The organism is Streptomyces sp. NPDC058240 (assembly GCF_042882135.1).
Taxonomy (GTDB): Bacteria; Actinomycetota; Actinomycetes; order Streptomycetales; family Streptomycetaceae; genus Streptomyces.
This window is the reverse complement of record NZ_JBHVWT010000010.1, coordinates 151328-175993: the sequence shown is the minus strand read 5'-3', so window position 1 is coordinate 175993 and position 24666 is coordinate 151328. Positions and strand designations below refer to the sequence as shown.

Annotated in this window: 20 protein-coding genes and 1 pseudogene; 10 read left to right on the top strand and 11 right to left on the bottom strand. The window is 70.9% G+C overall.

Translation table 11 applies throughout. The annotated features are described in order from the left end of the window. Positions 1-47: 47 nt before the first annotated feature. Both ACFVX4_RS19330 and ACFVX4_RS19325 read left to right on the top strand, forming a co-directional pair. A pseudogene (locus ACFVX4_RS19330) lies at positions 48-767 on the top strand (SDR family oxidoreductase). A 532-nt stretch (positions 768-1299) separates the two neighbouring features. Further along, on the top strand, positions 1300-2478 hold the full coding sequence (locus ACFVX4_RS19325; RefSeq protein WP_389978536.1) for a Cmx/CmrA family chloramphenicol efflux MFS transporter: 1179 nt from the start codon (positions 1300-1302) through the stop codon (positions 2476-2478). Positions 2479-2602: 124 nt separating this feature from the next. Here the strand turns inward: ACFVX4_RS19325 and ACFVX4_RS19320 are convergent, their stop codons facing one another. From ACFVX4_RS19320 to pcaC, 3 genes are read right to left on the bottom strand one after another with little or no spacing between them, the layout of a single operon-like run. Then, the gene (locus ACFVX4_RS19320) at positions 2603-3382 is read right to left on the bottom strand and encodes an exodeoxyribonuclease III (protein ID WP_389978533.1); all 780 of its coding nucleotides are present in this window, start codon (positions 3380-3382) and stop codon (positions 2603-2605) included. A gap of 48 nt (positions 3383-3430) precedes the next feature. Further along, positions 3431-4087, bottom strand: a complete 657-nt coding sequence (locus ACFVX4_RS19315) for an MBL fold metallo-hydrolase (RefSeq protein ID WP_389978530.1) — start codon at positions 4085-4087, stop codon at positions 3431-3433. Positions 4088-4100: 13 nt separating this feature from the next. Then, positions 4101-5378, bottom strand: a complete 1278-nt coding sequence (gene pcaC, locus ACFVX4_RS19310) for a 4-carboxymuconolactone decarboxylase (protein ID WP_389978527.1) — start codon at positions 5376-5378, stop codon at positions 4101-4103. 842 nt (positions 5379-6220) lie between these two features. On the opposite strand from pcaC, the gene ACFVX4_RS19305 reads away from it, so the two are divergent. Together ACFVX4_RS19305 and ACFVX4_RS19300 are read left to right on the top strand one after the other, a co-directional pair. Further along, the gene (locus tag ACFVX4_RS19305; RefSeq protein ID WP_389978524.1) at positions 6221-8821 is read left to right on the top strand and encodes an SdrD B-like domain-containing protein; all 2601 of its coding nucleotides are present in this window, start codon (positions 6221-6223) and stop codon (positions 8819-8821) included. Between the two features lie 117 nt (positions 8822-8938). Then, complete coding sequence (locus ACFVX4_RS19300) at positions 8939-9760, top strand: hypothetical protein (RefSeq protein ID WP_389978521.1); 822 nt, start codon at positions 8939-8941, stop codon at positions 9758-9760. A gap of 108 nt (positions 9761-9868) precedes the next feature. Here the strand turns inward: ACFVX4_RS19300 and ACFVX4_RS19295 are convergent, their stop codons facing one another. After that, the gene (locus ACFVX4_RS19295; protein WP_389978518.1) at positions 9869-11209 is read right to left on the bottom strand and encodes a nitrous oxide reductase family maturation protein NosD; all 1341 of its coding nucleotides are present in this window, start codon (positions 11207-11209) and stop codon (positions 9869-9871) included. Between the two features lie 57 nt (positions 11210-11266). On the opposite strand from ACFVX4_RS19295, the gene ACFVX4_RS19290 reads away from it, so the two are divergent. Further along, entirely contained in the window at positions 11267-12478 is a 1212-nt protein-coding gene (locus tag ACFVX4_RS19290; RefSeq protein ID WP_389978515.1) for a Dyp-type peroxidase, read from the top strand. Positions 12479-12724: 246 nt separating this feature from the next. Here the strand turns inward: ACFVX4_RS19290 and ACFVX4_RS19285 are convergent, their stop codons facing one another. Beyond that, positions 12725-13084, bottom strand: a complete 360-nt coding sequence (locus ACFVX4_RS19285; RefSeq protein WP_389978512.1) for a hypothetical protein — start codon at positions 13082-13084, stop codon at positions 12725-12727. Between the two features lie 49 nt (positions 13085-13133). Then, positions 13134-14918 (bottom strand): cytochrome c oxidase subunit I, encoded by a 1785-nt coding sequence (gene ctaD / locus ACFVX4_RS19280; protein WP_389978665.1) that lies wholly within the window; start codon positions 14916-14918, stop codon positions 13134-13136. Positions 14919-15437: 519 nt separating this feature from the next. Between ctaD and ACFVX4_RS19275 the strand changes: the two genes are divergently transcribed. Then, positions 15438-17132, top strand: a complete 1695-nt coding sequence (locus tag ACFVX4_RS19275) for a GAF domain-containing protein (protein WP_389978662.1) — start codon at positions 15438-15440, stop codon at positions 17130-17132. A gap of 14 nt (positions 17133-17146) precedes the next feature. Here ACFVX4_RS19275 and ACFVX4_RS19270 read toward each other — a convergent pair whose 3' ends face one another. Next, positions 17147-17908 carry a response regulator gene (locus ACFVX4_RS19270; RefSeq protein ID WP_389978509.1) on the bottom strand — a complete coding sequence of 254 codons (762 nt, stop codon included), beginning with the start codon at positions 17906-17908 and terminating at the stop codon, positions 17147-17149. Positions 17909-18150: 242 nt separating this feature from the next. Here ACFVX4_RS19270 and ACFVX4_RS19265 point away from each other — a divergent pair, with 242 nt between their 5' ends. After that, positions 18151-19488, top strand: a complete 1338-nt coding sequence (locus ACFVX4_RS19265; RefSeq protein WP_389978506.1) for a globin domain-containing protein — start codon at positions 18151-18153, stop codon at positions 19486-19488. On the opposite strand, the gene ACFVX4_RS19260 is transcribed toward ACFVX4_RS19265, so the two are convergent. Continuing rightward, the gene (locus ACFVX4_RS19260; protein WP_389978503.1) at positions 19439-20119 is read right to left on the bottom strand and encodes a vitamin K epoxide reductase family protein; all 681 of its coding nucleotides are present in this window, start codon (positions 20117-20119) and stop codon (positions 19439-19441) included. The two genes, ACFVX4_RS19265 and ACFVX4_RS19260, sit on opposite strands and share 50 nt — an antisense overlap. After that, positions 20116-20595 carry a hypothetical protein gene (locus tag ACFVX4_RS19255; RefSeq protein ID WP_389978500.1) on the bottom strand — a complete coding sequence of 160 codons (480 nt, stop codon included), beginning with the start codon at positions 20593-20595 and terminating at the stop codon, positions 20116-20118. The genes ACFVX4_RS19260 and ACFVX4_RS19255 overlap by 4 nt, the downstream gene beginning before the upstream one ends. A gap of 220 nt (positions 20596-20815) precedes the next feature. Between ACFVX4_RS19255 and ACFVX4_RS19250 the strand changes: the two genes are divergently transcribed. Beyond that, positions 20816-21274, top strand: coding sequence for a pyridoxamine 5'-phosphate oxidase family protein (locus ACFVX4_RS19250; RefSeq protein WP_389978659.1), 459 nt, complete (start codon positions 20816-20818; stop codon positions 21272-21274). A 201-nt stretch (positions 21275-21475) separates the two neighbouring features. Beyond that, positions 21476-22324 carry an acetylglutamate kinase gene (gene argB / locus ACFVX4_RS19245; RefSeq protein WP_389978498.1) on the top strand — a complete coding sequence of 283 codons (849 nt, stop codon included), beginning with the start codon at positions 21476-21478 and terminating at the stop codon, positions 22322-22324. A gap of 79 nt (positions 22325-22403) precedes the next feature. On the opposite strand, the gene ACFVX4_RS19240 is transcribed toward argB, so the two are convergent. Both ACFVX4_RS19240 and ACFVX4_RS19235 read right to left on the bottom strand, forming a co-directional pair. Further along, the gene (locus tag ACFVX4_RS19240) at positions 22404-22925 is read right to left on the bottom strand and encodes a GNAT family N-acetyltransferase (RefSeq protein WP_389978495.1); all 522 of its coding nucleotides are present in this window, start codon (positions 22923-22925) and stop codon (positions 22404-22406) included. Between the two features lie 121 nt (positions 22926-23046). Next, entirely contained in the window at positions 23047-23256 is a 210-nt protein-coding gene (locus tag ACFVX4_RS19235; protein ID WP_389978492.1) for an MbtH family protein, read from the bottom strand. A gap of 268 nt (positions 23257-23524) precedes the next feature. On the opposite strand from ACFVX4_RS19235, the gene ACFVX4_RS19230 reads away from it, so the two are divergent. Continuing rightward, complete coding sequence (locus ACFVX4_RS19230) at positions 23525-24637, top strand: alpha/beta hydrolase-fold protein (RefSeq protein WP_389978489.1); 1113 nt, start codon at positions 23525-23527, stop codon at positions 24635-24637. Positions 24638-24666: the final 29 nt, after the last annotated feature.

Sequence of the window (24666 nt, the reverse complement as noted above, 5' to 3'; positions counted from 1 at the left end):
GTGCTAGCTTAATACGAGACGCCACGGTTCGAATTAGGAGATGTCCTGTGTCCCATCGCACCGCACTCGTTGTCGGAGGAACCTCCGGCATCGGACTCGCCACGGCCCGGCTGCTGCACGAACGAGGTACGACGGTCCACATCGCCGGCCGCGGCAAGGGCCGCCTCGACGAGATCGCGACCACCGACCCCGGGTTGATCGGCCACCGGGCCGATGCCCGGAACGCCGACGAGATCGGCGCACTCGTCGAGTCCATCGGCACCATCGACTGGCTGGTCCTGACGCTCAGCGGCAGCGACGGCATCGGCCCGATCGCCGAGCTGGACCTGGAAGTGCTGCGCGGCGCCTTCGACGCCAAGTTCTGGGCGCACCTCACCACGGTCAAGGCCGCCCTGCCCCATCTCGCGAAGGACGGCTCGATCACGTTGCTCGGCGCGATCACCGCCCGCGCCGGTCTGCCCGGGACCTCGGGCGTCGCCGCGATCAACGGTGCGGTCTAGTCCCTGGTGAAACCGCTGGCCACCGAACTCGCCCCGATACGGGTGAACGCCGTCTCCCCCGGGTTCGTCGACACCCCCTGGTGGAACGGCATGCCCGAGGAGGCCAAGCGGGCCTACTTCGCACAGGTCTCGGCGGTCCTGCCGGCCCGGCGCGTCGCCACCGCCGAGGACATCGCGGAGGTCGTCGTCCTCGCCGCGACCAACGCCAACACCACGGGTGCGGTCATCGAGTCCGACGGCGGTGCGCGTCTGGTGTCGCTGGGCTGATCCGCACCACCGGAACTCCGCCGTCGGCCGGTCCGTCGGCGGAGTTCCGCGTATTCGGCAACAGACGTGCTCCGGGCCGTCGTTCCGGGGTTCCGGGGTTTCACGGTCTCGCGGTTCCGCGGTTCCGCGGTTCCGCGGTTCCGGCCGAAAAGGGGTGGAGGCGAGGCGATCCGGGCTGGTAGCTTCACGATCATGTCCAGCCCCGAGTCCGACAGAGGCTAGCCACCGGTCCGCCGGTGGCTGATCCGCCGTCGAATCGCTCCCGTCGCGCCGCGTACCGGCCCGGAGCCGATTCCCATCGGCTGCCGCCGCAGGACCACCGCTGTGTGGGCTGCGCTCTTCCCGTCCGCGCTCGTGAACCGCTCCCGATGCGACCGTGCGTGGACTCTCCGGCTCCGGCGCCTGCCGCGTTGCCGAGTCACGTCCATGAACTCCCCGGACGTTCTTCCGCGTTGCCGCCCGTCATGACGGGCGGGCGTGGGCCCACACCCCCCTGTCTGGTCCATCCTTCAGCCGTCCATGGGGTTCCTTCATGCCATTCACTGTCTACGCGCTCGGGCTCGCCGTCTTCGCCCAGGGCACTTCCGAATTCATGCTGTCCGGTCTGGTCTCGGACATCGCCGACGACCTGCATGTGTCCATCCCCGCCGCGGGGCTGCTGACCTCGGCCTTCGCGATCGGAATGATCGTCGGGGCGCCGTTGATGGCGCTCTTCAGCCGGAACTGGCCGCGCCGCCGCGCCCTTGTCTTCTTCCTCTGTGTCTTCAGCGCCGTCCATGTCATCGGCGCGCTCACCCCCGGCTACGGGCTGCTCCTCGCGACGCGGGTCGTCGGGGCCCTGGCCAATGCGGGCTTCTGGGCGGTGGCCCTGGTGACCGCGGTCTCCATGGTCGGGCCCGAAGCACGGGCACGCGCCACTTCGGTCGTGGTCGGGGGCGTCACCATCGCCTGTGTGGCCGGGGTGCCCGCCGGTGCGGCGCTGGGCGGGCACTGGGGGTGGAGGTCGGCCTTCTGGGCCGTGGCCCTGGTCTCCGTACCGGCCGTCGCCGTGATCGCCAGGACCGTTCCGGCGGGGCGGCCGGAGTCCACTCCCGCTCCCGCGAGCGTCGAACTGCGGACCCTGGCCGGCCCGCGGCTGCTGCTGACCCTGCTGACGAGCGCCCTCGTACAGGGGGCGACGTTCTGCGCGTTCTCCTATGTCGAACCGCTCGCCACCCATGTGACAGGGCTCGGCTCGGCCTGGGTCCCCGGTCTGCTGGCGCTGTTCGGACTGGGCTCGTTCATCGGTGTCACGGCCGCCGGCCGGCTCGTCGACACACGGCCGGTCACCTTCACCGCGGCCGGTCTGGTGGCTCTGGTGATCGGCTGGACCGGGTTCGCGCTGACCGCGGGCAGCCCGTTCGCGACCGTGGCGCTCGTCCTCGTCCAGGGGATGCTCGCGTTCGGCACCGGTACGGCGCTGATCTCCTGGGTGTTCCGGCTGGCGTCCGACGCACCGACCCTGTCCGGCTCGTTCGCCACGGCCGCGTTCAATGTGGGTGGCGCGCTCGGCCCCTGGCTGGGCGGCCTGGCGATCGGTGCGGGATTCGGCTTCCGGTCGCCGCTGTGGGTGAGCGCCCTGCTGATGGTCCTGGCGCTGGGCACCGCCGGGGCGGCACTGGGGATGCGGCGTGCCGCCGATCGCGGTCGGGACGGCGTCCCCGCGGTCTGACGGACAGCGGCGGATGGGGCCCCGCCCGGCGCTGAACGGGCGGGGCTGTCCTGGTCACAGCAAGCAGCCAGCAAGCGGGATAAGGACAGGAACCACGCTATCGGCCACCACTGACAACGGGTCCTCAGATGTCGAGGTCCACGACCACCGGGGCATGGTCGGACGCGCCCTTGCCCTTGCGCTCCTCCCGGTCCACATAGCTGTCCGCGACCGCCGCGACGAAGGGCGCGTTGCCGTAGACCAGGTCGATCCGCATGCCCTTGTTCTTCGGGAAGCGCAGCTCCCGGTAGTCCCAGAAGGTGTACGGGCGGTCGTACTTGAGCGGGCGCGGTATGACGTCCGACAGCCCCTCCTCGCGCAGTGCGGCGAGGGCGGCACGCTCGGCGGGGGTGACATGCGTGGCGCCCTCGAACAGCGCCGGGTCCCAGACGTCCTCGTCGGTCGGGGCCACGTTGAAGTCGCCCAGGACCGCGAACGGCTTCGAGCCGGCGGCGTCCGCGGCGACGGCCTTCTGCAGGGCCTCGAACCAGCGCAGCTTGTACGCGTAGTGCGCGTGCTCGACCTCGCGGCCGTTGGGCACGTAGACCGACCAGACCCGGACCGGGCCGCAGGTCGCGGAGATGGCCCGCGGCTCCTGCACCCCGTCGTAGTCCGGGCCGTCCGGCAGTCCCTCGACCACGTCGGACAGGCCGGCCCGGGAGACCAGCGCCACGCCGTTCCACCGGCCGGTGGCGTTGACCGCGGACTCGTAGCCGAGCTCGCGGAGCGCGTCCGCCGGGAACTGTTCGGCGGTGCACTTGGTCTCCTGGATGCACAGCACATCCGTGCCGGTGCTTTCCAGCCAGGCCAGCAGCCTCGGGAGCCGGGCGGTGATCGAATTGACGTTCCAGGTGGCGATGCGCATGTACGTAAACCTAGCGGCTGGCACTGACAGCCGCCGGACCGGCGCCGGTCACAGGCCGGTCGAGTCCCCCGGGGCCAGCCGGCCGTGGTCGGCGCCGCCGAGGCTGCCGATCTGGTTGTCGTAGATCGGGCGGGCGAGATCGGTGAGCAGCGCGTCGTGGATGTCGATGGCGCGGCGCGGCTTGACCTCGCGTACGTAGTCGATGACCTCGGAGATCTTGTTCCAGGGGGCCATCACCGGGAGCAGCAGGGTGTCGACGGGCCGGTCGGGGACGGTGAGCGCGTCGCCCGGGTGGAAGAGCGAGCCGTCCACCAGGAAGCCGATGTTGGTGATCCTCGGGATGTCCGGGTGGATCACCGCGTGCAGCTCGCCGTGCACCTGTACGTCGAAGCCCGCCGCGGTGAAGGTGTCGCCGTGGCCGACGGTGTGGACGCGGCCGGGAAAGGCCGCAGCGAGCCGGTCGGCGACGCTGCGCAGGGTCCAGATCTCGGCGGCCGGGTCGGCCTCCATGCCCGCCCGAAGCCGCCCCTCGTCGAAGTGGTCGGGGTGCTCGTGCGTCACCAGCATCACGTCGGCGCCGACGGCGGCGTCCTGCTCGGAGAAGCCGCCCGGGTCGATGACGAGCGTCCGCCCGTCCTTCTCCAGGCGGATGCAGGAGTGCGTCTTCTTGGTCAGTGTCAGGTGCACGGGGTTCACGGCGTCCATGGCTCCCATCCTGCTACGGGCGGGGCCTCGTTTCTTCCTGAATCACGCTCTGGGCGACGGAGAAGGCGGCACCGGCGGCGGGGACGCCGCAGTACACGGCGGTCTGCATCAGCACCTCCTTGATCTCGGCCGGGGTGAGGCCGTTACGCAGGGCGGCCCTGACATGTGCGGCCAGGCCCTCCAGATGGCCGGAGGCGACCAGCGCGGTGAGCGTGACACAGCTGCGGGTACGGCGGTCCAGGCCCTCCCGGGTCCATACCTCGCCCCATGCGTAGCGGGTGACCAGCTCCTGGAAATCCTCGGTGAAGTCGTCGGCGTCGGCCAGGGCCCGGTCCACATGGGCGTCGCCCAGCACCTCGCGGCGGATCTTCAGGCCGGGCTCGTACGGGTCGGGGCGTCCGGTGGTCCCGGTCGGGGGCTGCGGCGTGGCCGCGGTGATCTCCGCGACGGGCAGCACGGGCGCGGAGAGCTGCGGGGTGGACGGCGGGACGGGGATGGCGGCGAGGGTGTCCTGCCAGGCCGTGGAGAAGTGGGTGAGGAGCAGATCGGTGACGGCTACGGGCTGCTCGACCGGGGCGAGATGGGCGGCGCCGGGGACGAGCGCGAGCCGGGCGTCCGGTATGCCCGCGACCAGGGTGCGTGCGTCGCCCGGTCCGGTGACCCGGTCCTCGGCGCCGACCAGGACGAGGGTCGGGGCGGTGATGCGGCCGAGTTCACCGCGGACGTCGAAGGCGGCGAGGGCCTCGCAGGCGGCGATGTAGCAGCCGGGGTCGGTGGTGCGGACCATCTGGACGGCCCATTCGACGATGGCCGGCTGCGTGGCGGCGAACCCGGGGGTGAACCAGCGCTCGGGTGCGGTGCGAGCCATCGGCTCCAGTCCGTTGGTGCGCACCACCACCCCGCGCTGGCGGAATTCGTCGGCGCTGCCGAACCGGGGCGAGGCGGCGACCAGGGCCAGCGAGGCGACCCGGTGCGGGTGGCGCAGCGCGAGGTCGGCGCCGATCGCGCCGCCGATGGAGCAGCCCGCGTACCCGAAGCGCTGGACGCCGAGACCGTCGAGGGTGGCGAGCAGCCGGTCGGAGAGGTCGCCGATGGCGGTGGCGGGGTGGGCGGGGGCGCCGCCGTGACCGGGGAGGTCGTAGCGGAAGACTCTCCAGTGCTGGGTGAGCTCCGGTATCTGCCGGTCCCACATGTGCCATGAGGTGCCGAGGGAGGGGCCCAGGACCAGGATCGGTGCGTCTTCTGGCCCGTCAAAGCGGTATTGCAGGGTTTCAGTCGTCGTCTCACTCACCCGCTCACGCTCCCATAACGCACGAGATCCCACATCGCCGGGGGAACCCAGCGGTTTCTGTCCCTCTCTTGGCGACGGGCCCGGCACTGCCGGGACCCCGAGGGACCAGGTGGCTGCCCGGCGTGTACGCGTGACCCCGTCGACAGTGGGTCTTCCAGGCGCACGCCTGCTCCCAGTGCCTGCACCCCAGAGCCTCCATGGTCACAGCTGCCAGGTGACCCAGGGGGCAGCATCGCTTGTGGTGGCTTCCCCAAGGCTCAGCATGACCCGCCTGGAAGCTTTCCGAGATCTCGCTCATGAGCAGCTTGCGCACCGGGCGGTGGACCAGTTCCGTCTTTTCTCCCGTACGAGATCCGGCCGTAGCCGAACTGGCCCGCCCGATTACAGCTACCGGCCCATGTCGGCAGCCGGACCGTCCTGCTCGCACTTGGAGAGCGTCTGCGTCCGCAGCGACCGGTGCGACAGGCGTGCGAGCCTCGCTCGCCACCTCGCTGCCCGCCTGCGATGCGTTCGGAGGCCGTTGCGTGAAAGTTCGGTGGAGTACAAGTTCGCCATTCCGCCACGATCTTGCCCAAAGCCCTTCTAAGATCCCTGGCAAGGCGGTTCTCCGCATCTCTATGTACTCCCTCACGAGCAGGGCTTCAGGCCCTTCTGAACGCTGAGAGCAGGAGATGACATCTACGTATGAACAAGTGAAGGGAGCCGCGCCCGAGCCGCGTCGGCGACGGCCGGGCATGCCCGGTCGCCGCACCGTCGGCTGTCTGGCCGCGCTCGCCTTGGGAATCGGAAGTGGCTCGTTAGCCGTCGCGCCTGCGGCGCACTCGCAGACGGAGGAAGGATCGGTGACGGTCCGGGTGATCCGGGCCGTGGACAACACCGGAGTGTGGACACCCGCGCTGGAACCGGGCCTCGCGGGCGTCAAGGTGACCCTCACCGACGACGCCGGGACGGGCACCGAGGGGGTCACGGCGGCCGACGGCACCGTGACACTGACTCCGGCGGCAGGCAGCGCCACCAGCGGCAAGTACCGGGTGCAGGTGGTGAATCCGAGGCCGGGTGTGCTGTTCCCGGCCTTCGCCTCGCGCCAGGGACTGGACGGTGCGCCCAACCAGTTGAGCAGCAATGAGGAGTTCGTCGACCTCTCCGGCGAGAAGAACGTGGCGTACACCACCGGGCTGTGGAGTCCGGGTGACTACTGCCAGAAGAACGCACCGCTGGTGACGACCTGTCAGCCCACCACCCGCGAGGGCGGGACCCAGCGCACGCTGGTCTCCTTCCCGTACGACGCACGCGGCCAGGACGGCGTCGACGTCGATGTCACGAACATCGCCACCAACGCCGAGACCGGTACGCTTTTCGGCATCGCGTGGAACAAGGCCGACAAGCGGGTGTTCTCCTCTGCGCTGGCCAAGCGCACCACGGACTACGGTCCGGGCGGCGCCGGGGGGATCTATGTGACCGACCGCGCGCAGAAGAAGACCACCCTGTTCACCGTCGTCCCGGACGCGGGGACGACAGCGCACGGCCAGGGTACTGACGACGCCTTCCTCGCCGTGCCCGGCAGGGAGAGCCTGGGCGGCATCAAGATCACCGATGACGGCAAGGACCTGTTCATCGTCAACCTCAACAACCGCAAGCTCTACCGCTATGACGCCACGGTGGCGACCGCGGCGGCGCCCAAGGCCGTCACCACCATCCCGGACCCGGGCTGTCCGGCGGCGGTGGACTGGCGCCCGTTCGGCCTCGGTCTGCATGACGGCGTCGGCTACGTCGGCGGGGTGTGCTCCGGCGAGTCCACCGGGAAGGTGACGGACCTGCGCGCGGTGGTCATGCCCTTCGACCTCGACACCGGAGCGTTCCGGAAGCCGGTGCTGGACCAGCCGCTGGACTACCCGCGCCAGTCCACGGTCGGCGGGCCCCCGTGCGACGGCGCGGGCTGGTTCCCCTGGACCGACACCTTCCCGACCTCCCAGAACGGCCAGGCCTGTCAGAGCTATCTGGCCCAGCCCGAACCGGAGTTGGGCGAGATCGACTTCGAGGCCGACGGTTCCATGCTGCTGGCCTTCCGCGACCGCTTCGCCGACCGGGCCCCGGCCGCCCCCACGCCCACCTCGGCCGCCAGCGCCCTGTCGGGCGGCGACCTGAACAAGGCTTGCCTGGCAGGCGAGTTGTACGTGATGGACACCAACAACGGCTGCGGGCTCTCCCCCCGGGGCACCCGCTTCTTCGACACCAGCCGGATGGGTTCCCACCACAACGCGTCCTTCGCGGGCATGGCGCTCTCCAAGGTCGAGGACACCATCGCGACCGCCGGCTTCGACCCCAACAGCACCGCCTTCGGGTACGGCACCGCCTTCGTCAAGCGCGACGGCAAGCAGGACCCGAACTCCGGCCTGCGCCTCAACCCACCAGGAACCATCGCCCCGTTCGGCAAGGGCGCCTCGATGGGCGACCTGGAGGTGCTCTGCGACCAGGCCCCGCTCCAGATCGGCAACCGGGTCTGGTACGACCCCGAGCGCAAGGGCATCCAGAAACCGGGCCAGCGCCCGGTCGTGGGCGCGACCGTCAACCTGTACGACGAGTCGGGCAAGCTCGTGGGGACGGCCGAGACGACGGCGCGTGGCGAGTACTACTTCGACGACTCCAATGTCACCGGTGGCCTCCGGCCGAGGACCAAGTACACCATCCGCCTCGACAAACCGGCCGACTACGCCAAGGGGGGCCCGCTCCACCAGTGGGTGCCCACGGAAGCGGATGTCGGCGACAACCACTTCATCGACTCCAAGGGCATCGTCCCGCGCGACGCGCGCTTCCCGGAGCGGGCGTTGACCACCGGCGGGCCCGGAGAGAACGACCACACCTACGACTTCGGCTTCCGGCAACAGGAGGGCGTGCTGCGCCTGGTCAAGCACGACCAGGACGGCAGAGCGCTGGCGCGGGCGAAATTCCAGCTGTGGAAGGAGACGAACGGCTCCGACGAGCTGCAGACCACCGGGGCGGAGCCGGACACGAAGGTCGGCAAGCCCTGCATGACCGGGACCGACGGCATCTGCCGCGGCACCGGCGCACCGGGCACGTACTACTGGCAGGAGGTCAGCCCGCCCGCAGGTTACGCCGCACCGGACGTGACCGTGTTCGGGCCGCTGGTGCTGACCTCCGACAACCTCGACGACGGGGTCTCGGTGACAGCGGTCAACCGACGGCTTCCCACCACCGAGCCGACGCCGACACCGACGAAGCCGGTACCGGACACACCAGGCAAACCGGGTTCGCCGGGGGCTCCAGGCGCACCAGGTGCACCTGGCCACGTACCCAACTCGGGCCTGGCGTCCACCGGCATGAGCCAGGTGGTGTCGCTGGCCCTGGCCGGCTGCGCCGCGCTCACAGTTCTCGGTGCGGCACTGGTCGTACTGATGCGCAGGCGAAGGGCACAGCACCGCTAGCCCCGGAGCGGGGCGACCGGCACCGGTGACCGTCCGGGCCGGCTCAGGCGGGTTCGCGAACCAGCGGTTCGCGAACCCGCCCTCCTGTGTGACCGACCGATGAGAGAAGGCGACCGCATGGCTCGGAAGAGGAAGACCGACGGCCGTACGCCGCGCCGGGCCCTCTGGTTCAGGACACTGATCGCGGTCACGGCGTGCGGCGCCGCGGTGGGCGGCCTGGCCGCCTACCGGACCTTGTCGGACGACACCGCCACCGAGCGGCCGGTGACGATGGAGGAGGCCTCCAGGCTGGCGCTGTCGCGGCTGAATCTGTACCAGGCCAGTCCCGTGGCGATGACGCTCACTGCCACCGAGGGCGGCGGAGTGGTGGTGCGGGTCAAGGGGGTCGTGGACTACCGAACCCACCGGGCCGTGGGGAGCTATCAAGTCACCGGATCCTCCGGCACTTCCGGGCCCGCCACCGGGCAGCTCGACCACGGACTGATCGTCTGGGACACCGGCGGCCTCGGCCTGGCCCCCGTGCCCAAGGGCGACAACAGACCGGCCTGGCAGCAGGCCGAGCACATCCCGCGCTCGGGCTGGTCCGCGCGCTCCTACACGGCCGATCCCCTGGACGCCGGGCTCCAGTTGCTGATCGAGCTCGGCGCGGACCGCCCCGACAACCCGCTGTTGCTCGCACAGTCCGGGGCTCGCCGGCTGGAGCGTGATCGCATCGACGGCCGCAGCTACGACCGGTTCGCCGGGCCGCGCGCCCAGGGCGCCACGCCCGGTGCGGGTCCCGACGGCGGACGGTCGCCGCTGACGTACTGGGTCGACGGTGACGGCGGCCTGCGGCGGGTGACGATGCGGATGCCGGGCCTGGGGACTCCGACCACCGTGGAGTTCTCCGGGCGCGAGGGCCGCGCGAAGCTCCCCGAGGCGCCGTGGGGCACCGGCTGACATCTCGGTGCCGATGCGCCCCGGCTTCCGCGGTTGCCGACGGCCCTCCTCGACCCACCCTTCGGGGCGGCACGGTGAACGGGGGCCGAGTCCACCGCAGCGCCATGCTCAGCGTGAGTGCGGCGCGGCGTCCACGTCCTTCGGGAGCGGATACGCGGCCGCGTCGACGACCCCTGGCAGGCCGGTCGCCGGGCTGCCCGGGGCCGTCGGGTCCGGCATGGACGGCTGGGCGGGTGGGGCCGATACCTGGCTGAACGGAACGCCGGGCGGCGCCTGCACCGGCGCGGTCCGGCCGGTGGGCAGCGCGCCCCGGCCACGGGTGCCGCAGCCCGCACGACCCTCCAGGCCGTTCGGGCTCTGGGTGTCGGGCCGGTTGCCCGCGAAACAGTTGCCGGGGTCGGCCGAGGCCAGCACGAGGTCGATGCCGTTGCCGGTGGCGCGGTTGCCTTCGACGCGATTGCCGCTCGCCGGATGCCCCGGCGGGTCGGTGACGACCACTCCGGCCGCCCGGTTGCCCCGGACCAGGTTGCGCTGGACGCGGTTCGCGGTGCCGCCGCCGATGCCGATGCCGATGCCGAAGCCCCCGTCCGCCTGCTCGGGCGTGTCGGCGGCGTTGTTGTCGGCGACCACGTTGCCCGCGATCACCGCGCCGTGCTGCGGGGCGAGGGCCTCCAGGTCGTTGGAGTTGACTGTGACGCCGACCCGGTTGCGGGCGACGCGATTGCCCAGCACCGACAGGCTGTCCGAGGCATTGGTCAGCTCGATGCCGACCGCGTTGCGCTCCACGGTGTTGCCGCGGACGACGGTGCCGCAGGGCTTGCACTGGCCGACGTAGATGCCGGAGTCGGCGTGCCCGGAGGCATAGGAGTCCTCGATCACGCCGTCGCGCGCGTCAAAGGCGTAGATGCCGTACAGGCCGTTGTTGTATGCCGTGACCCGGGTCGCGCGGAAGCCCCGGACGGCAGGGAAGCGGGTGGTGTCCAGCGGGTCGTAGGCGGAGCCGCCGGCGCCGCGCTGCTGCAACCGCTCGTCGGTGACGCCGGTGAACAGCACACCGTTGGCGAGGTAGCCGTGCACGGTGAGGTTCTCGACCACCGAGCCGGCGCCGGTCACGGTGATGCCGTTGGCCAGACGCACACCGCCGTCGAAGACCACCTTGTTGCGGTCCGTTCCGCGCAGCACCAAGCGGGGCTTGGTGACGCGCACGCTCTCCCGGTACACACCCGGGCCGATCAGCACCGTCTCGCCCTCACGAGCGACGTCCACCGCCTGCTGCACCGAGGGGAAGTCCTGCGGGACGCGCAGCACGCTCCCCGCCGGATGCCGCGCATCGCCGGACGTCGACCCCGTACCGGAGCACCCGGTGGCCGCCAACGCGACCGAGACGACCAGCACCGACAGACGCAGCGCCGCCAGGGACACCGCCGCCGGGACTGCCGAACGGTTCAACAGGCGTTCTGCAGACAGGGTTTGCATGGCAGATGTTTTATCGTCTCCAATAGGCCTATGCCCACCGAACAGGGAAATGCGCAGGATCCACCCCGACCCGCGGCAACCGGTTTCGGGCGGCGTCGGGCACTGCTCGCAGCCGGAGCGGTGCTCGCAGCCGGGGCCGGCGCGGCAGCCGACGAACTGGCGAGAGGCGACCGGACAGCCGACCGTGCCACCTCCGGCGCCCCGCCGACCGAGGCCGCGATTCCCTTCCACGGCGCCCGACAGGCAGGTGTTACGGCGCCCCAGCAACCGGCGACGCACCTGCTCTCCTTCGACCTCCCCCGGACCTCGGCCGCCACCGACCGGAAGGCCCTTCGCAGCGTCCTCGGCGCGCTGACCAGCACGCTCGCCACCGCAGCCGCCGACGCCCCGCCGGACCCGAGGCTCCAAGGCGGCGGCGCCACCCGGCTCACCTCCCTGGTCGGCATCGGCCCCGCTCTCGCCGCTCGGCTCGACCTCAACGTCCCCGCCTCACTCGTGGAGTTGCCGCCGTTCCCCGGCGACCGCCTCGACCCGCGCCGCAGCGACGGCGATCTTCTGGTCCAACTGTGCGCAGCCGACCGCTGGACGCTCACCGTCGTTGCCGAACTCGTCGGCAGGGCCGCACACACCGCCGGCGCCGTGCCGCGCTGGACCCAGTCCGGCTTCCTGCCCCACACGACCCCGGGCACCACCCCGCGCAACTTGTTCGGCTCCAAGGACGGCACCGCCAACCCCGATCACGCGGCGGCCGAGCAGTGGGTCTGGGGCCCACCCGGAGCCCACGGGGACGGCACCGTTCTGGTCTACCGCAGGATCCGCATGGACGTCACCGGCTTCGCGGCCCTCTCCGAGGGCCGGCGCGACCGGGCGATCGGCCGCCGTGCCCGCGACGGCGTCGCCCTCAGTGGCACCGCCGAGCATGACGAGCCGGACATCTACGCCAAGAACCCCGACGGTTCCTACGTCATCCCCGCCACCGCCCACGTGCGTCTCGCCAGCCCCCGCTTCGACGGCGGTGCCCGTATGCTCCGCCGCAGCTACAGCTACGACGACGGCCCGACCGACCGCGGCCTTCTCTTCTGTGCCTTCATGCGCGACTCCGCCCAGTTCACCCGCGTCCAGAACCGCCTGGCCGCCCGCGACGCCCTCACCCCGTTCCTCCAACACCGGGCCTCGGCCGTGGCCTACGTCCTGCCCGGCGCCGCATCCGCCGGGACTCTCGGCGAACAGCTCTGGACATGAGGTCCGCCGCGCCATGCCGGTCGGCAACGGCGATCCCGAGCACGACCGAGCCCCGTTGAACATCGTGAGGCCGCGACGCGTCGTCTCACTCACCCGCCCGCGCTCCCATATCTCACACTTTCCGACGAGAGAGGGGGTCGGGGCACTCGCCGGACCTCCGCATGCGTGCACCGCCGGACAGAGATCCTCCACATCCGGCTTCGCATACCGGCGCTCCGTGGTCCTGATCCCTGGCCGAACTGTCTGCTACTCGTCCTCGGTGGTCCTGGCCGGGCCGCCGGTCCGTACCGGAAAGAGCTTGGACCAGCGTGCTTCCTCCTCGCGCTGCTCCTGGCCCCGTCGCAGCCGCGCCTGGACGGTCAGGGACACCACGGCGGTGGTGCCCGCGACCGCCGGCAGCGCGGCCACGACCGGAGCGACCGGTATGAGCAGCAGAAGCATCGTGAGGGCCGCCGATCCCCACGCGGTCAGCACGGCGGCCGCGGCCGGCCGCCGGGAGCGCGGCCGGTCCTGGCCCGCTCGCAGATCGACATAGGCAGGCAGGTACCAGACGTTGCCGGACGCGAGGAGCACGACGACGCCGACCGCCAGAACACCGTGGGACATCGGGCAGCACTCTCCTGAGGGCGGGGTTCGGGGAGGGGAGACGGAAGGGTCAGTGCGGTACAGCGGGTTCGAGTTCGAGTGCGGCGATCTCCGGATGGTGCAGATCGAGGGCCGGGGACTCGCTGCGGATGCGGGGCAGCGAACTGAAGTTGTGCCGGGGCGGAGGGCAGGACGTGGCCCATTCCAGGGAGCGGCCATAGCCCCAGGGGTCGTCGACGGTGACCTTCCGGCCGTACTGGCTGGTCTTCCAGACGTTGTAGAAGAAGGGCAGGAACGACAGTCCGAGGAGGAACGAGCCGATGGTGGAAAGGGTGTTGAGAGCGGTGAATCCGTCAGCGGCGAGATAGTCCGCGTACCGGCGCGGCATTCCCTCGGCTCCGAGCCAGTGCTGCACGAGGAACGTGAGGTGGAAGCCGACCGTCAGCACCCAGAACGTGATCTTGCCCAGGCGCTCGTCGAGCATCCTTCCGGTGAACTTCGGCCACCAGAAATGGAATCCGGCGAACATCGCGTACACGACCGTGCCGAAGAGCGTGTAGTGGAAGTGGGCGACGACGAAGTACGAGTCGGAGACGTGGAAGTCCAGTGGTGGTGAGGCCAGGATGACTCCGGTCAGTCCGCCGAAGACGAAGGTGATCAGAAATCCGGTGGTCCACAGCATCGGCGTCTCGAAGGACAGCGATCCCTTCCACATCGTGCCGATCCAGTTGAAGAACTTCACTCCGGTCGGTACGGCGATCAGGAAGGTCATGAAGGAGAAGAACGGCAGCAGTACGCCGCCGGTCACATACATGTGGTGGGCCCAGACGGTGACGGACAGTCCGGCGATGGCGATCGTCGCGGCGACGAGACCGATGTAGCCGAACATCGGCTTCCGGGAGAAGACCGGAATGATCTCGGAGACGATCCCGAAGAACGGCAGTGCCAGTACATAGACCTCGGGGTGGCCGAAGAACCAGAAGAGGTGCTGCCACAGAAGCGCGCCTCCGTTGGCGGGGTCGAAGATATGTGAGCCGAACTTCCGGTCCATCTCCAGCGCGAAGAGCGCCGCGGCCAGGACCGGGAAGACCAGGAGGATGAGTACGGCGGTCAGCAGTACGTTCCAGGTGAAGATCGACATCCGGAACATCGTCATTCCCGGGGCCCGCATGCAGATGATGGTGGTGATGAAGTTCACCGCTCCGAGAATGGAACCGAAGCCGGAAAGCGCCACGCCCATGATCCACATGTCGGCACCGATGCCCGGTGAATGCGTGGCGTCGGACAACGGGGCATAGGCGAACCATCCGAAGTCGGCAGCGCCCTGCGGAGTGAGGAATCCCGCGGCGGCGATCAGCGATCCGAAGAGGAACAACCAGTACGCCAGCATGTTCAGCCGCGGAAACGCCACATCGGGTGCGCCTATCTGAAGCGGCATGAGCCAATTGGCGAATCCCGTGAACAGCGGCATGGCGAACAGCAGCAGCATCACCGACCCGTGCATGGTGAATGCCTGATTGAACTGCTCGTTGGAAATGATCTGCGTCCCGGGGCGGGCGAGTTCGGCGCGCATCACGAGTGCCATCGCGCCGCCGATGAGGAAGAAGACGAACGCGGTGACGAGATAGAGCGTGCCGATCTGCTTGTGATCGGTCGTCGTGAGCCACGAGACGACGATCCGCCCGCGGGACGACCGGCCCGGCAGATCGGTGCCGGGGTGCGTCGCCGACTCGCTCGTGTCCGCCCGGGTGTCTCCGTGGCCGTTCCTGGCGGAGGGCGTGTCGGCGACTGCGGCTCCGGGGTCCGGGGGCACGGGCCCCTGTGCGGGGGCGGCTCGGTTGCCCTGCGATTCCATTGCGTCCACCGGACCGTGTCCTCCAGCTCTTGCGGCTCTTCGAGCGCTCCCCGCCGCACGGGCGGAGGGGAGCGGTCGGAAAGGCCCGGCGGATCACGAGGGGACGGACCGGACCTTCCCGGCCGCACCATGCTGGCCGTGCCCCTCGAAGCCCTCCAGGGACCGACGGGTACCGTCCGCGGGGCCGACCGGCCCTACTGCCGGTCCATCAGGCGGCCGACCGGCCTCACCCGGGCCGGTCCGGGAGGCGGCAGTGCACCGCCGGGCCCTCGGCCCCGCGGCTGTCGTAGGCTGACCGTCCGTGGACCGGTCCCAGCCCTGCGGTGATCCGGTGAGCGATTTCCCGGCATACGGCACACGGATCCTGAGAGCGGCGCCCCGATGACAGAGACAACACCTACCGCGCCCGGCTCCCCCTTCGGAGTCCCTTCTCCCGGCTCCGCCTCCCCCGCCCTCGACTCGCCCGGAGCCCGCTGCACCGGTCCGGCGGCCTGGCCCCAGCCCAGCCGGCCGGACAGGATGCGCAGTCTGCTGGATGCCGTGATGAGTCTGGGGCGGGGCCTGGAACTGCCCGAGGTGCTCCGCGGGATCGTGGAGGCCGCGGTGACCCTGACCGACGCGGAGTACGGAGCGCTCGGCATCGTCGGGGACGGACAGAAGCTGCTGGAGTTCCTGCCGGTCGGCATATCGGAGCAGCTCGCCGCCGTGATCGGCCAGACGCCGTGCGGGCGCGGAATCCTCGGTGAGCTGATCCATCACCCGGAGCCGCTGCGGCTCACCGATCTGAGCAGCCATCCCCGCAGCTTCGGTTTTCCGCCCCATCATCCCCCGATGCGCACCTTCCTCGGGGTGCCGGTGCGGGTTCGGGACGAGGTGTTCGGCAACCTCTACCTCACGGAGAAGCGGGGCGGGGTGAGCTTCGACGCCGACGACGAGGCGGTGCTGACCACCTTGTCGATCGCGGCCGGGGTCGCCATCGACAACGCCCGCATGTACGACGAGAGCCGTCGTCGGGAGCGGCGTCTGGAGGCACTGGGCGAGATCACCCGCACCCTGCTCTCGGGAACGGACGCCGACGAGGTGCTGCATCTGATCGCCGAGCGGGCGATGGAGGTGGCGGGCGCCGACCGGGCCGCGATTCTGCTGCCGACGCCCCCCGCGCCCCTCCCCGGGGCCTCGGAGACATCCGGGGCCGAGGCACGTCTGACCGTTGCCGTCGCCCATGGCAGGGACGCCGAGCGCGTGACGGGGCTGTCCGTACCCGCGCGGGGATCACTGGCCGGACTCGCCGCCCGTACGGGGACACCGGTGCACTGCGCCGATGTCCGTTCCGATCCCCGGGCCCACCCGTTCGGCGACGGTGCCGAGGACGGTCTGGGCCCGGTGGTGACGGTGCCTCTGCGGGTCGACACCGGGGCAAGGGGCGCACTGCGTCTGGGGCGGCCGGTGGACCGCCCGCCGTTCGACGACACCGAGGTCGCGCTCGTCTCGGGCTTCGCCGACCAGGCGGCCATCGCCCTGGAACTGGCCCGTAGGCGGGCCGAGTCCGAGGAACTCGCCGTCATGCACGACCGGGACCGGATCGCCCGCGATCTGCACGATCTGGCGATCCAGCGTCTCTTCGCGACCGGGATGACCCTCCAGAGCACCACGCGTGCCATCGCGGACCGGCCGGACGCGGCCGAGCGGGTCAGCCGCGCGGTGGATGATCTGGACACCACGATCCGGATCATCCGGTCCACCATCTTCGATCTGCGGACGGCGGACGGTTCGGGCCGCGGCGGGCTGCGGCACCGGATGGCGGAGACCGCCCGCACGGCGGCACACGCCCTTGGCTTCCGGCCCTCCGTGCGGATCGACGGGCCGGTGGACACCACGGTCCCGGACGAGCTGGCCGAACATGTGGTGGCGGTCGCCGCCGAGGCGGTGTCCAATGCCTCCCGCCATGCCCGTGCCACTCGTATCGGCATCGTGCTGTCGGCCGACGACGCGGTGACCCTGACCGTCACCGACAACGGCATCGGAATCCGGGACGGTGTCACGACCGCGTCCGGGACAGGAGCAGCGGTCGATGCCGGTGAACCGGCGGCCGAACGCCTCGGAGGGCTGGCCAATATGCGTACGCGGGCAGAGCTCTGCGGCGGCACACTGGCCATCGAACAGCCGGCGGACGGCGGCACCCGGATCATCTGGCGCGTGCCGCTCCACGACTGACGCCGGAGTGTCCGTCAGCCGCGTGGGGCCGGAGGCCACCCTTGGCGGTCCTTGATCCGGCCGACGAGCATCGCGGCCTGGATGCGGCGGCCCACGCCCAGTTTGGCGAGGATCGAGGAGATGCGGTTCTTGACGGTCTTCTCGGCCAGGAAGAGACGTTCCGCGATCTCACGGTTGGTGAGGCCCTCGCCGATGAGGTCCAGGATCTGCCGTTCCCTGGGCGTGAGTCCGTCCAGTTCCGATGCCTCCGACGCCTCGGCGGGGGGTCGCTCGGTGCCCCGCAGCCGTGCCATCACGCGGGCGGTCGTCCGCGGATCGAGCATCGAGGTGCCCGACGCGACCGTGCGTACGGCGGCGATCAGATCGGCTCCGTTGATCTGCTTGAGCACGTACCCCGCGGCGCCCGCCATGATGGCGTCGAACAGCGCCTCGTCGTCGTCGAACGACGTCAGCATCAGGCAGGCAAGTTCGGGCATCAGGGCGCGCAGTTCCCGGCACACCTCGATACCGGCGTGGTCCCCGCCCCGGTCGTCGCCGAGGCGTACGTCCAGCACGGCGACCTGCGGTCTGCAGGCCGGTACGCGGGCCAGCGCCTCCCGGGCGTCGGACGCCTCGCCGACGACCTCGATGTCGTCCTCGGCTTCCAGCAGATCGCGTACGCCGCGCCGTACGACCTCGTGGTCGTCGAGGATGAAGACGCGTACGGGGGCCGCGGACCGCGACGGGGGCGTACTCGACGGGGTCGTGCTCAGTGGGGAATTCGCGAACTCATTCACATCGTGCTCGATCGGTTCGGGGAGAGGGCCGGAAGACAGTATGTGCCCGCCCCAGGGCCCGTTCCCGCCGGGGTGCAACAGCATGGCGAACGGCGTCTGAACAGGGCCGAAAGGCCCTGTGGCCGGGGGCCGGTCAGCAGGCAGGACGCGGTGCCATACTGACGCCGCCAAGATCGTCCGGGCGCCACGGACATCTCCCTTCCCGGCCACCCCACTGCGCTGCACCGAGGAGTCACCGGCCCATGAACACCCCGAGCGAGGACTACCACGCACTGCTCGCACGGCATGACGCGATGCGGCTGCGACGACGCATCCTGGCCCCGTCCGGCAGCCGTGCCGAAGCGTGGAGCGCCGAGGCCCCGCAGGCGTACGACGGAACGGCCGACCAGTCGCTGATCGGCGACTCGCTCCCACTGGTGAACCCGCTGGAGGAGCTGATCGCCGAGCTGTACCGGATCCTGTTCGAGCGGCATCCGTATCTGCGGTCACTGTTCCCCGAGTCGATGGCGTTCCAACAGGCCCATCTCGCAGGGATCTTCCGCTATCTGATCGGCAATCTGCACCGTACGGACGAAATGATCGGCGTCTTCGGGCAGTTGGGGCGCGACCATCGCAAGCTCGGGGTGCGCCCCGCGCATTTCGAGGCCTTCGAGGCGGCGTTGATCGAGGCGCTGCGCGTGCGCGCGGGCGCCCGGTGGACCCGTGCGCTGGAGCACGCGTGGCTGCGGATGCTGCGGCTGGCCGTCTCGGCGATGGTCAGGGGCGCGGACGAGGCGATCGCCGAACCGCCCAGCTGGGAGGCGACGGTGACCTCGCACGAACTCCGCACGCCCGATCTCGCGGTGCTGCGGGTACGGCCCCATCAGCCCTACGCCTTCGAGGCCGGGAGTTACGCGTCCCTGGAGTCGCCGCTGCTGGAACAGGCCTGGCGTCCCTACTATCTGGCCCGCGCGCCGCATCCGGACGGTGAACTGGAGTTCCATGTACGGGCCCGGGGCTCCGACGGGGTGAGCGATGCGCTGGTGCACGGTACGCGGGAGGGCGGCGCCGTCCGTCTCAGCGCCCCGCGCGGCGCGCTGGCCCTGCCGGATCACCTTCCGTCCTCGGACATTCTGCTGATCGCCTCCGGTACGGGCTGGGCCCCGATGAAGGCGTTGCTCCAGCGGATCGACGCCGACCGGTCCCGTGCGCACCGGGTACGGCTGCTGCTGGTTCCCGCCGCGCCGGAGGAGAGGGCGGCGGCCGAGGAGATGCACGACGCGGCGTACCTGGAAGCGTTCCGGCGCGGACGCCCCTGGCTGACCGTCATCGCGGCCGATGCGGCGAGCACGCGCTTCGCGGGTGCCGGGCTGCGGGCCCTGAACGGAATACTGCCCCCTCATCCCGGGGCCGCCGCCCGGCAGCACGTCTTTCTGGCCCTGGCCCCCGAGGCCGCCACGACCGGTCCGGCGCAGGCCGTGGCCGCGCGGCTGGTCGCCGCCGGAGTACCGGCCGCGCAGATCCATCACGAGACCACCGGCATCGTCGCGGTCACAGAAATGTCTGCCAGTACGACCAGAACCGGACTGCTATCAGCATGACGATGGCCAGGCACCAGGTCACCGGCACCACGAGGGGGAACTCCAGCACCGCCGCGACCAGGGCGCGTGGGGCGGGCAGGACGCCATGGCGCAGGTTGTGCACCGTGGTGTGCCAGAACATGAGGATGGTGGCCACCCACACGAGCACGCACCACAGGCAGAGGGCGCCTATGTCGAACAGGGCCTGTGTCATCAGCCACATGCAGAAGCCGACTCCGAACAGCGTGCCGAGGTTCAGCCCCAACCAGTACCAGCGCCGATAGCGTGCGCCTGCGAGCAGGCCCGCGCCGGTCCCCATCACCGCTCCGAAGGCGACCAGCCCGATGAGCGGATTGGGAAAGCCGAACACCGATGCCTGCTCGCTGCGCATCACACTCGTGCAGGACACCACGGGGCTCAGCGAGCAGGCGGGCACGAAGCCGGGATCGGCGAGCAGTTCGAACTTGTCGATCGTGATGACGAACGAGCCGAGCAGCCCGAGCGCGGCCGTGATGATCAGCAGCCACCCGAACCCGCGCCTCGCCCCGGCGCACTCCCGGTCGTAGCCCGTCCCGGACGCGCCGGCGCGGACCCGCTCGTCGGCCTCGGGTCCTTCCGGCGCCCTCCCCGTCCCACGTTCCGGCAGTCTCATGTCCGCACCCGTACGGAACCGTCCGGCCAGACGACCTCCACCCGGATTCCTCGCGCACGCGCGAAGGCAACCAGATGGGCGGTGGCGTCCCGGCCGTCCGACGGCGATCCGTCCCACACGGCGAGCACGGTCCGACACGTCTCCACCAGTCGTTCATCGGCGCCGACACACGCGTCGCGGTCGGCTGGATCGAAGGCCAGCAGCCGTACGTGTTCGGCCAGGACCAGCAGTTCGCCCGCGGCCGACCGGTCCCGCTCGGGCAGCACGGCGGGAACCGCGCCCTGAACCGGCAGCAGTACTGTCAGCTTCCGCCCGGCCTCCCGGGCGGCCCGCCCGAACGCCAGCGGCAGCCCCGCGCCGACCCGCACCAGGGCGGCGGCACCTTCTGCCAATCGGTCCAGTCTCGCTCTCAGTTCGGCTTCCACCAGTTCCAGGGATCTGTTGCTGAGGTCTCTGTGCCCGACGACTGCGATCACCGTGTTTCCCTCCTGCGTGCACCCGCGGCGTGCGATGCACCGCAGTGAACCCATCGGAGGTCCGACGCCGCTAGGGCCGTTCGGCCCTGGGGCCGTTCGGCCCTGGCGTGGGGACGGCGCCACCCGATGTACTCGTGCCTCAGGTGAGCAGACCAGGAGACGAGGCAGCCCCGTGAACCACTCATGCCATCAGTCGCCCCAGCCGTCCGTGCGCACGGCCGTGACCGCGCCACCGGAGGCGGCACCGTTCTCGGGTGCGGCGGCCGCAGGTCCGCGCCGCACGGTCGAGTTGACCGGTACCCAGGCACTGAGCCTGCTCGGCGGGGCGTCGCTCGGACGGATCGTCTTCACCCAGCGCGCGCTGCCGGCCATCCGACCGGTGAACCATCTGCTGGACCACGGTCAGATCGTGATCCTGACCCATCAGGACTCGGATCTGTTTGCCCAGGCCCGCGACCATGGCGACCGGGGGGTCGTGGTCGCCTACCAGGCCGACGACATCGATCCGCTGACCCATCTGGGCTGGAGTGTCGTCGCCACGGGCTACTGCCGCCCGGTCGCCGATCCGGACGCGCTGTCGCGTTACCGGCGGCTGCTCCGCCCCTGGCCGGGCCCGGTGATGAACTGTGCGGTACGCATCCGCCCGCATCTGGTCACCGGAATCCGGCTGGTCGCCTGACGCGAGGCGCTACGCGCCGGCTGGAACGACGGTACGGAACCACACCCGTGCGGTTTCCCGGCCGAACCCGAAGCACTTCTCGTCCGGCTCGCTGATCGGCAACTCCCTTCACAGGCGGCGAGTTGACCGCGGCTCAAGCTCCGGGAGGCGGGCCGGCCCGAACCAGGATCACGGCTATTTAGGTTAGGCTAAGCTAAGCACGTGAACAGGGTGCGGGGCGGCGCGGTCGTCGTCAAGTTCGGCGGCAACGCCATGGTGGACGCGAGCCTGCAGCGGGCGTTCGCCCGGGACGTCGTGGAGTTGTGGCGGACCGGCCTGCGCCCGGTCGTCGTACACGGAGGCGGGCCGCAGATCAGCGCGATGCTCGACCGTCTCGGCCTGGAGTCCCGCTTCGAGGCGGGCCTGCGGGTGACCACCCCGGAGGCCATGGACGTGGTTCGCATGGTGCTGAGCGGGCGGGTCCAACGGGAGCTGGTCAGCCAGATCAACACACACGGACCCTTCGCAGTGGGCATGACGGGCGAGGACGCGCACACGATGACCGCGGTGCGGCGTCCGGCCTGGGTGGACGGCCGACCGGTGGACATAGGTCTTGTCGGCGACATCGTGGACGTGAACCCCGGCATGGTGCGCACCCTCCTGGAGCAGGGGCACATCCCGGTGGTCTCCCCCGTGGCACGCGGCGAGGACGGACAGGTCTACAACGTCAACGCCGACCTCGCGGCGTCGGCCCTGGCCGTGGCCCTCGACGCCGAGCGGCTGGTGATGCTCACCGATGTGGAAGGGCTGTACGCGAACTGGCCGCACAGCACCGAGGTGATCGAGCACCTGACGGCCGACGCGCTGGAAGGACTGCTGCCCGGACTGGCCGACGGGATGCTGCCGAAGATGGAAGGCTGCCTGCGGGCCGTCCGCGGCGGTGTGCGCAGGGCGCACGTGCTCGACGGCCGTGTGCCGCACGCGGTGCTGCGCGGCGTCCTCGGCGAGACCAGCCCCGGCACCACCGTGGTTCCCGACAACAGCCAGAATCGCCACAGCAGCACCGTATGACCGCGGCGGACGAAGCGCCGCCGACGCACCGCCGAAGGGCCGCACCGACGGAGAGCGGCGCGCACACGCACGCCGGCCCTCACAAGACCTTGGTGAGGATCCGCGCGTTGCGCCGGGGATCCAGGGACTCCGCCCAGGACGAAGGCGCCAGGCGCGCGGCCGTGGGCGCGAAACCGTACCGGAGGAAGAGGCCGCCACCGCCGGTCGTCGCCGTGAACAGGGCACCGAGCGACTGGGCGCGCGCCATGGCCAGTACCGTGCGCAGGAGCCCGGCACCGACTCCGCGCCCCTGACTGTGCCCGGCCACGCAGAAGTTGTACAGGACGCCGACGGGCCCGCGGCCCTCCCCGGGGACGGCCGGGTGCACGCGCAGGCCGACGCAGCCCTCGATGGGCTCTCCGGGGGTCTGCGTCACGAGGAAGTCGGCGGCGTGGGCGGCGTAGAGGGAGGCGGGCCGCTCCCGCAGCGCCCCCGAGTGCACGAACGGCCGGGACAGTTCGGCGAGTTCGGCAGCGTCCTCCTCCTGCGCGGAGCGCACGGATGAGGTCGGTACGGGGAGCGCGTGCGGCAGTGGGGCGCGGTGCGGCGTGGCCGTGATCAAGACTTTCCTTACTCGGTTCACGATCGGGGACCGGCTCATCGCCGTGTCGCTCCGACGCGAGGAACGGGAGCGCCGACAGGCCCGTCCCGCGGGCGGCGGCGGGGCGATTCGCCGCGCGGGGTCAGTCGGTGGATGCCGCGAGGGACCGGGGGCGCAGATCGGTCCAGTTGGTCTCGATGAACTCCAGGCACGCCTCCCGGGAGTTCTCGGCGAAGGCGGTCGTCCATCCCCCGGGAACCTCGGCGAACGACGGCCAGAGCGAGTGCTGCCCCTCGTCGTTCACCAGGACCAGGAAGCGGCCTTCGGGGTCGTCGAAAGGGTTGGTGCTCATATGTCAGTGCCTCCTGGGCCCGACGGGCCGGTGACGGCCGCGTCGTGAGTGCGCGTCAGATCGTCGATGCGGGTGGAATCAGAGATGAGGGGAGCCGAGACATTAGGTTAGGCTCACCTAATACGAGAGGAGCCTAACCTCTCACCCTTCCCCCTCACAAGGAGATGCCGATGCGCCTGGTGATCGAACGGCTCCGCACCGAGGACGGCACGAACGCGCCCCCGAGCACATTCCTCCGGACCACGGCCGACCGCCTCACCAGCCGGCCATGACCGATCCCGACACCGGCCTCAAGGCCGACGAGGAGAGCGCCTTCGCCGAGTTCGGGCTGCCCGGCACACCCGGCACCGACGCGTTCTGGGCGGCTGCGCGGACGCCCGCCCCGGTGCCCGACGGCGACGGCGGCTGGCGGACCCTGTTCCTGTGGCGCGGGGCGGGGGCCTGCATCGACTTCGAGAGCTGGTCACAGCCTGTTCCGCTGCGCCGATGGGCCGGCACGGACTGCTGGTACGCCGAAGTACGGATGCCCGCGCGGCTGCGGGTGACCTACCGGATCATCGCGGGTGACGCCGCCCACGCGGACCCGTTCAACCCGGTCGGGGCCGGCGCCGACCGGTCCATCGCCGCGACCCCGGACGCCCCGGCCCAGCCGCACTGGCCCGCCGTCGGCGCCGACGACGTCCTGCCCCTCCCCCGCACCCGGCTCCGCTGGAGCAGTGACCGGCTCGGCGGACGGCGCACCGTGCGCGTGCACCCGGCGGGCGGTGGCGGGCCGGTGGTCCTGCTGCTCGACGGGGACGACTGGCTGCACCTGCACCCGGCCATGGCCGCGTTCGACTCGGCCGTCGCCGGTGGCGGGATGCCCCCCGTCACGCTCGTCTTCCTTCCGGCCAAGGACAGGGCGGCCGAGTTCGGGTGCAGGCCCGAGCTGTGGGAGGCGGTCCGGGACGAACTGCTGCCGCTGGTGGCGGAATCCGGCGTACCGGCCGACCTGGACCGGCTGGTGGTCGCCGGGCAGAGCCTGGGCGGGCTGAGCGCGCTCTACGCGGCGCTGGAGTTCCCGGACCTGGTCTCGCGCGTCGCCCTCCAGTCGGCCTCCCTCTGGTGGGCACCCGGTGCCATGGACCTGGCGGACCCCCTGGGCGGCCCGGTCGGCGGCGCCGTCGCCGCGCGGCTGCGGCAGCACCCCGACCTGTCCCGTCTGCGGTGCGCGTTCGACGTGGGGGAACACGAGACGCGGATGCTGCCCCACTGCGAACTCGCCGAGAAACTGACCGAACGGGCCGGTGCGACGGTGCGGGTCTCGCGCTCGGCCTCGGACCACGACCGGGCGGGCTGGCGGCACGCCCTGCTCAGGGACGTCGCCTGGGCTCTCGGCTGAGCGGTTCCGGGGACGTGTTCGGGCACGTC

Coding starts and splice junctions, on each gene's coding strand:
- ACFVX4_RS19315 (WP_389978530.1), bottom strand. CDS start 4,087: ATGGACGCCGTGAACCCCGTGCACCTGACACTGACCAAGAAGACGCAC.
- ACFVX4_RS19275 (WP_389978662.1), top strand. CDS start 15,438: ATGCGCAGTCTGCTGGATGCCGTGATGAGTCTGGGGCGGGGCCTGGAA.
- ACFVX4_RS19290 (WP_389978515.1), top strand. CDS start 11,267: ATGCCCACCGAACAGGGAAATGCGCAGGATCCACCCCGACCCGCGGCA.
- ACFVX4_RS19235 (WP_389978492.1), bottom strand. CDS start 23,256: ATGAGCACCAACCCTTTCGACGACCCCGAAGGCCGCTTCCTGGTCCTG.
- ACFVX4_RS19285 (WP_389978512.1), bottom strand. CDS start 13,084: ATGTCCCACGGTGTTCTGGCGGTCGGCGTCGTCGTGCTCCTCGCGTCC.
- ACFVX4_RS19230 (WP_389978489.1), top strand. CDS start 23,525: ATGACCGATCCCGACACCGGCCTCAAGGCCGACGAGGAGAGCGCCTTC.
- ACFVX4_RS19325 (WP_389978536.1), top strand. CDS start 1,300: ATGCCATTCACTGTCTACGCGCTCGGGCTCGCCGTCTTCGCCCAGGGC.
- ACFVX4_RS19320 (WP_389978533.1), bottom strand. CDS start 3,382: ATGCGCATCGCCACCTGGAACGTCAATTCGATCACCGCCCGGCTCCCG.
- ACFVX4_RS19260 (WP_389978503.1), bottom strand. CDS start 20,119: ATGAGACTGCCGGAACGTGGGACGGGGAGGGCGCCGGAAGGACCCGAG.
- ctaD (WP_389978665.1), bottom strand. CDS start 14,918: ATGGAATCGCAGGGCAACCGAGCCGCCCCCGCACAGGGGCCCGTGCCC.
- ACFVX4_RS19300 (WP_389978521.1), top strand. CDS start 8,939: ATGGCTCGGAAGAGGAAGACCGACGGCCGTACGCCGCGCCGGGCCCTC.
- ACFVX4_RS19265 (WP_389978506.1), top strand. CDS start 18,151: ATGAACACCCCGAGCGAGGACTACCACGCACTGCTCGCACGGCATGAC.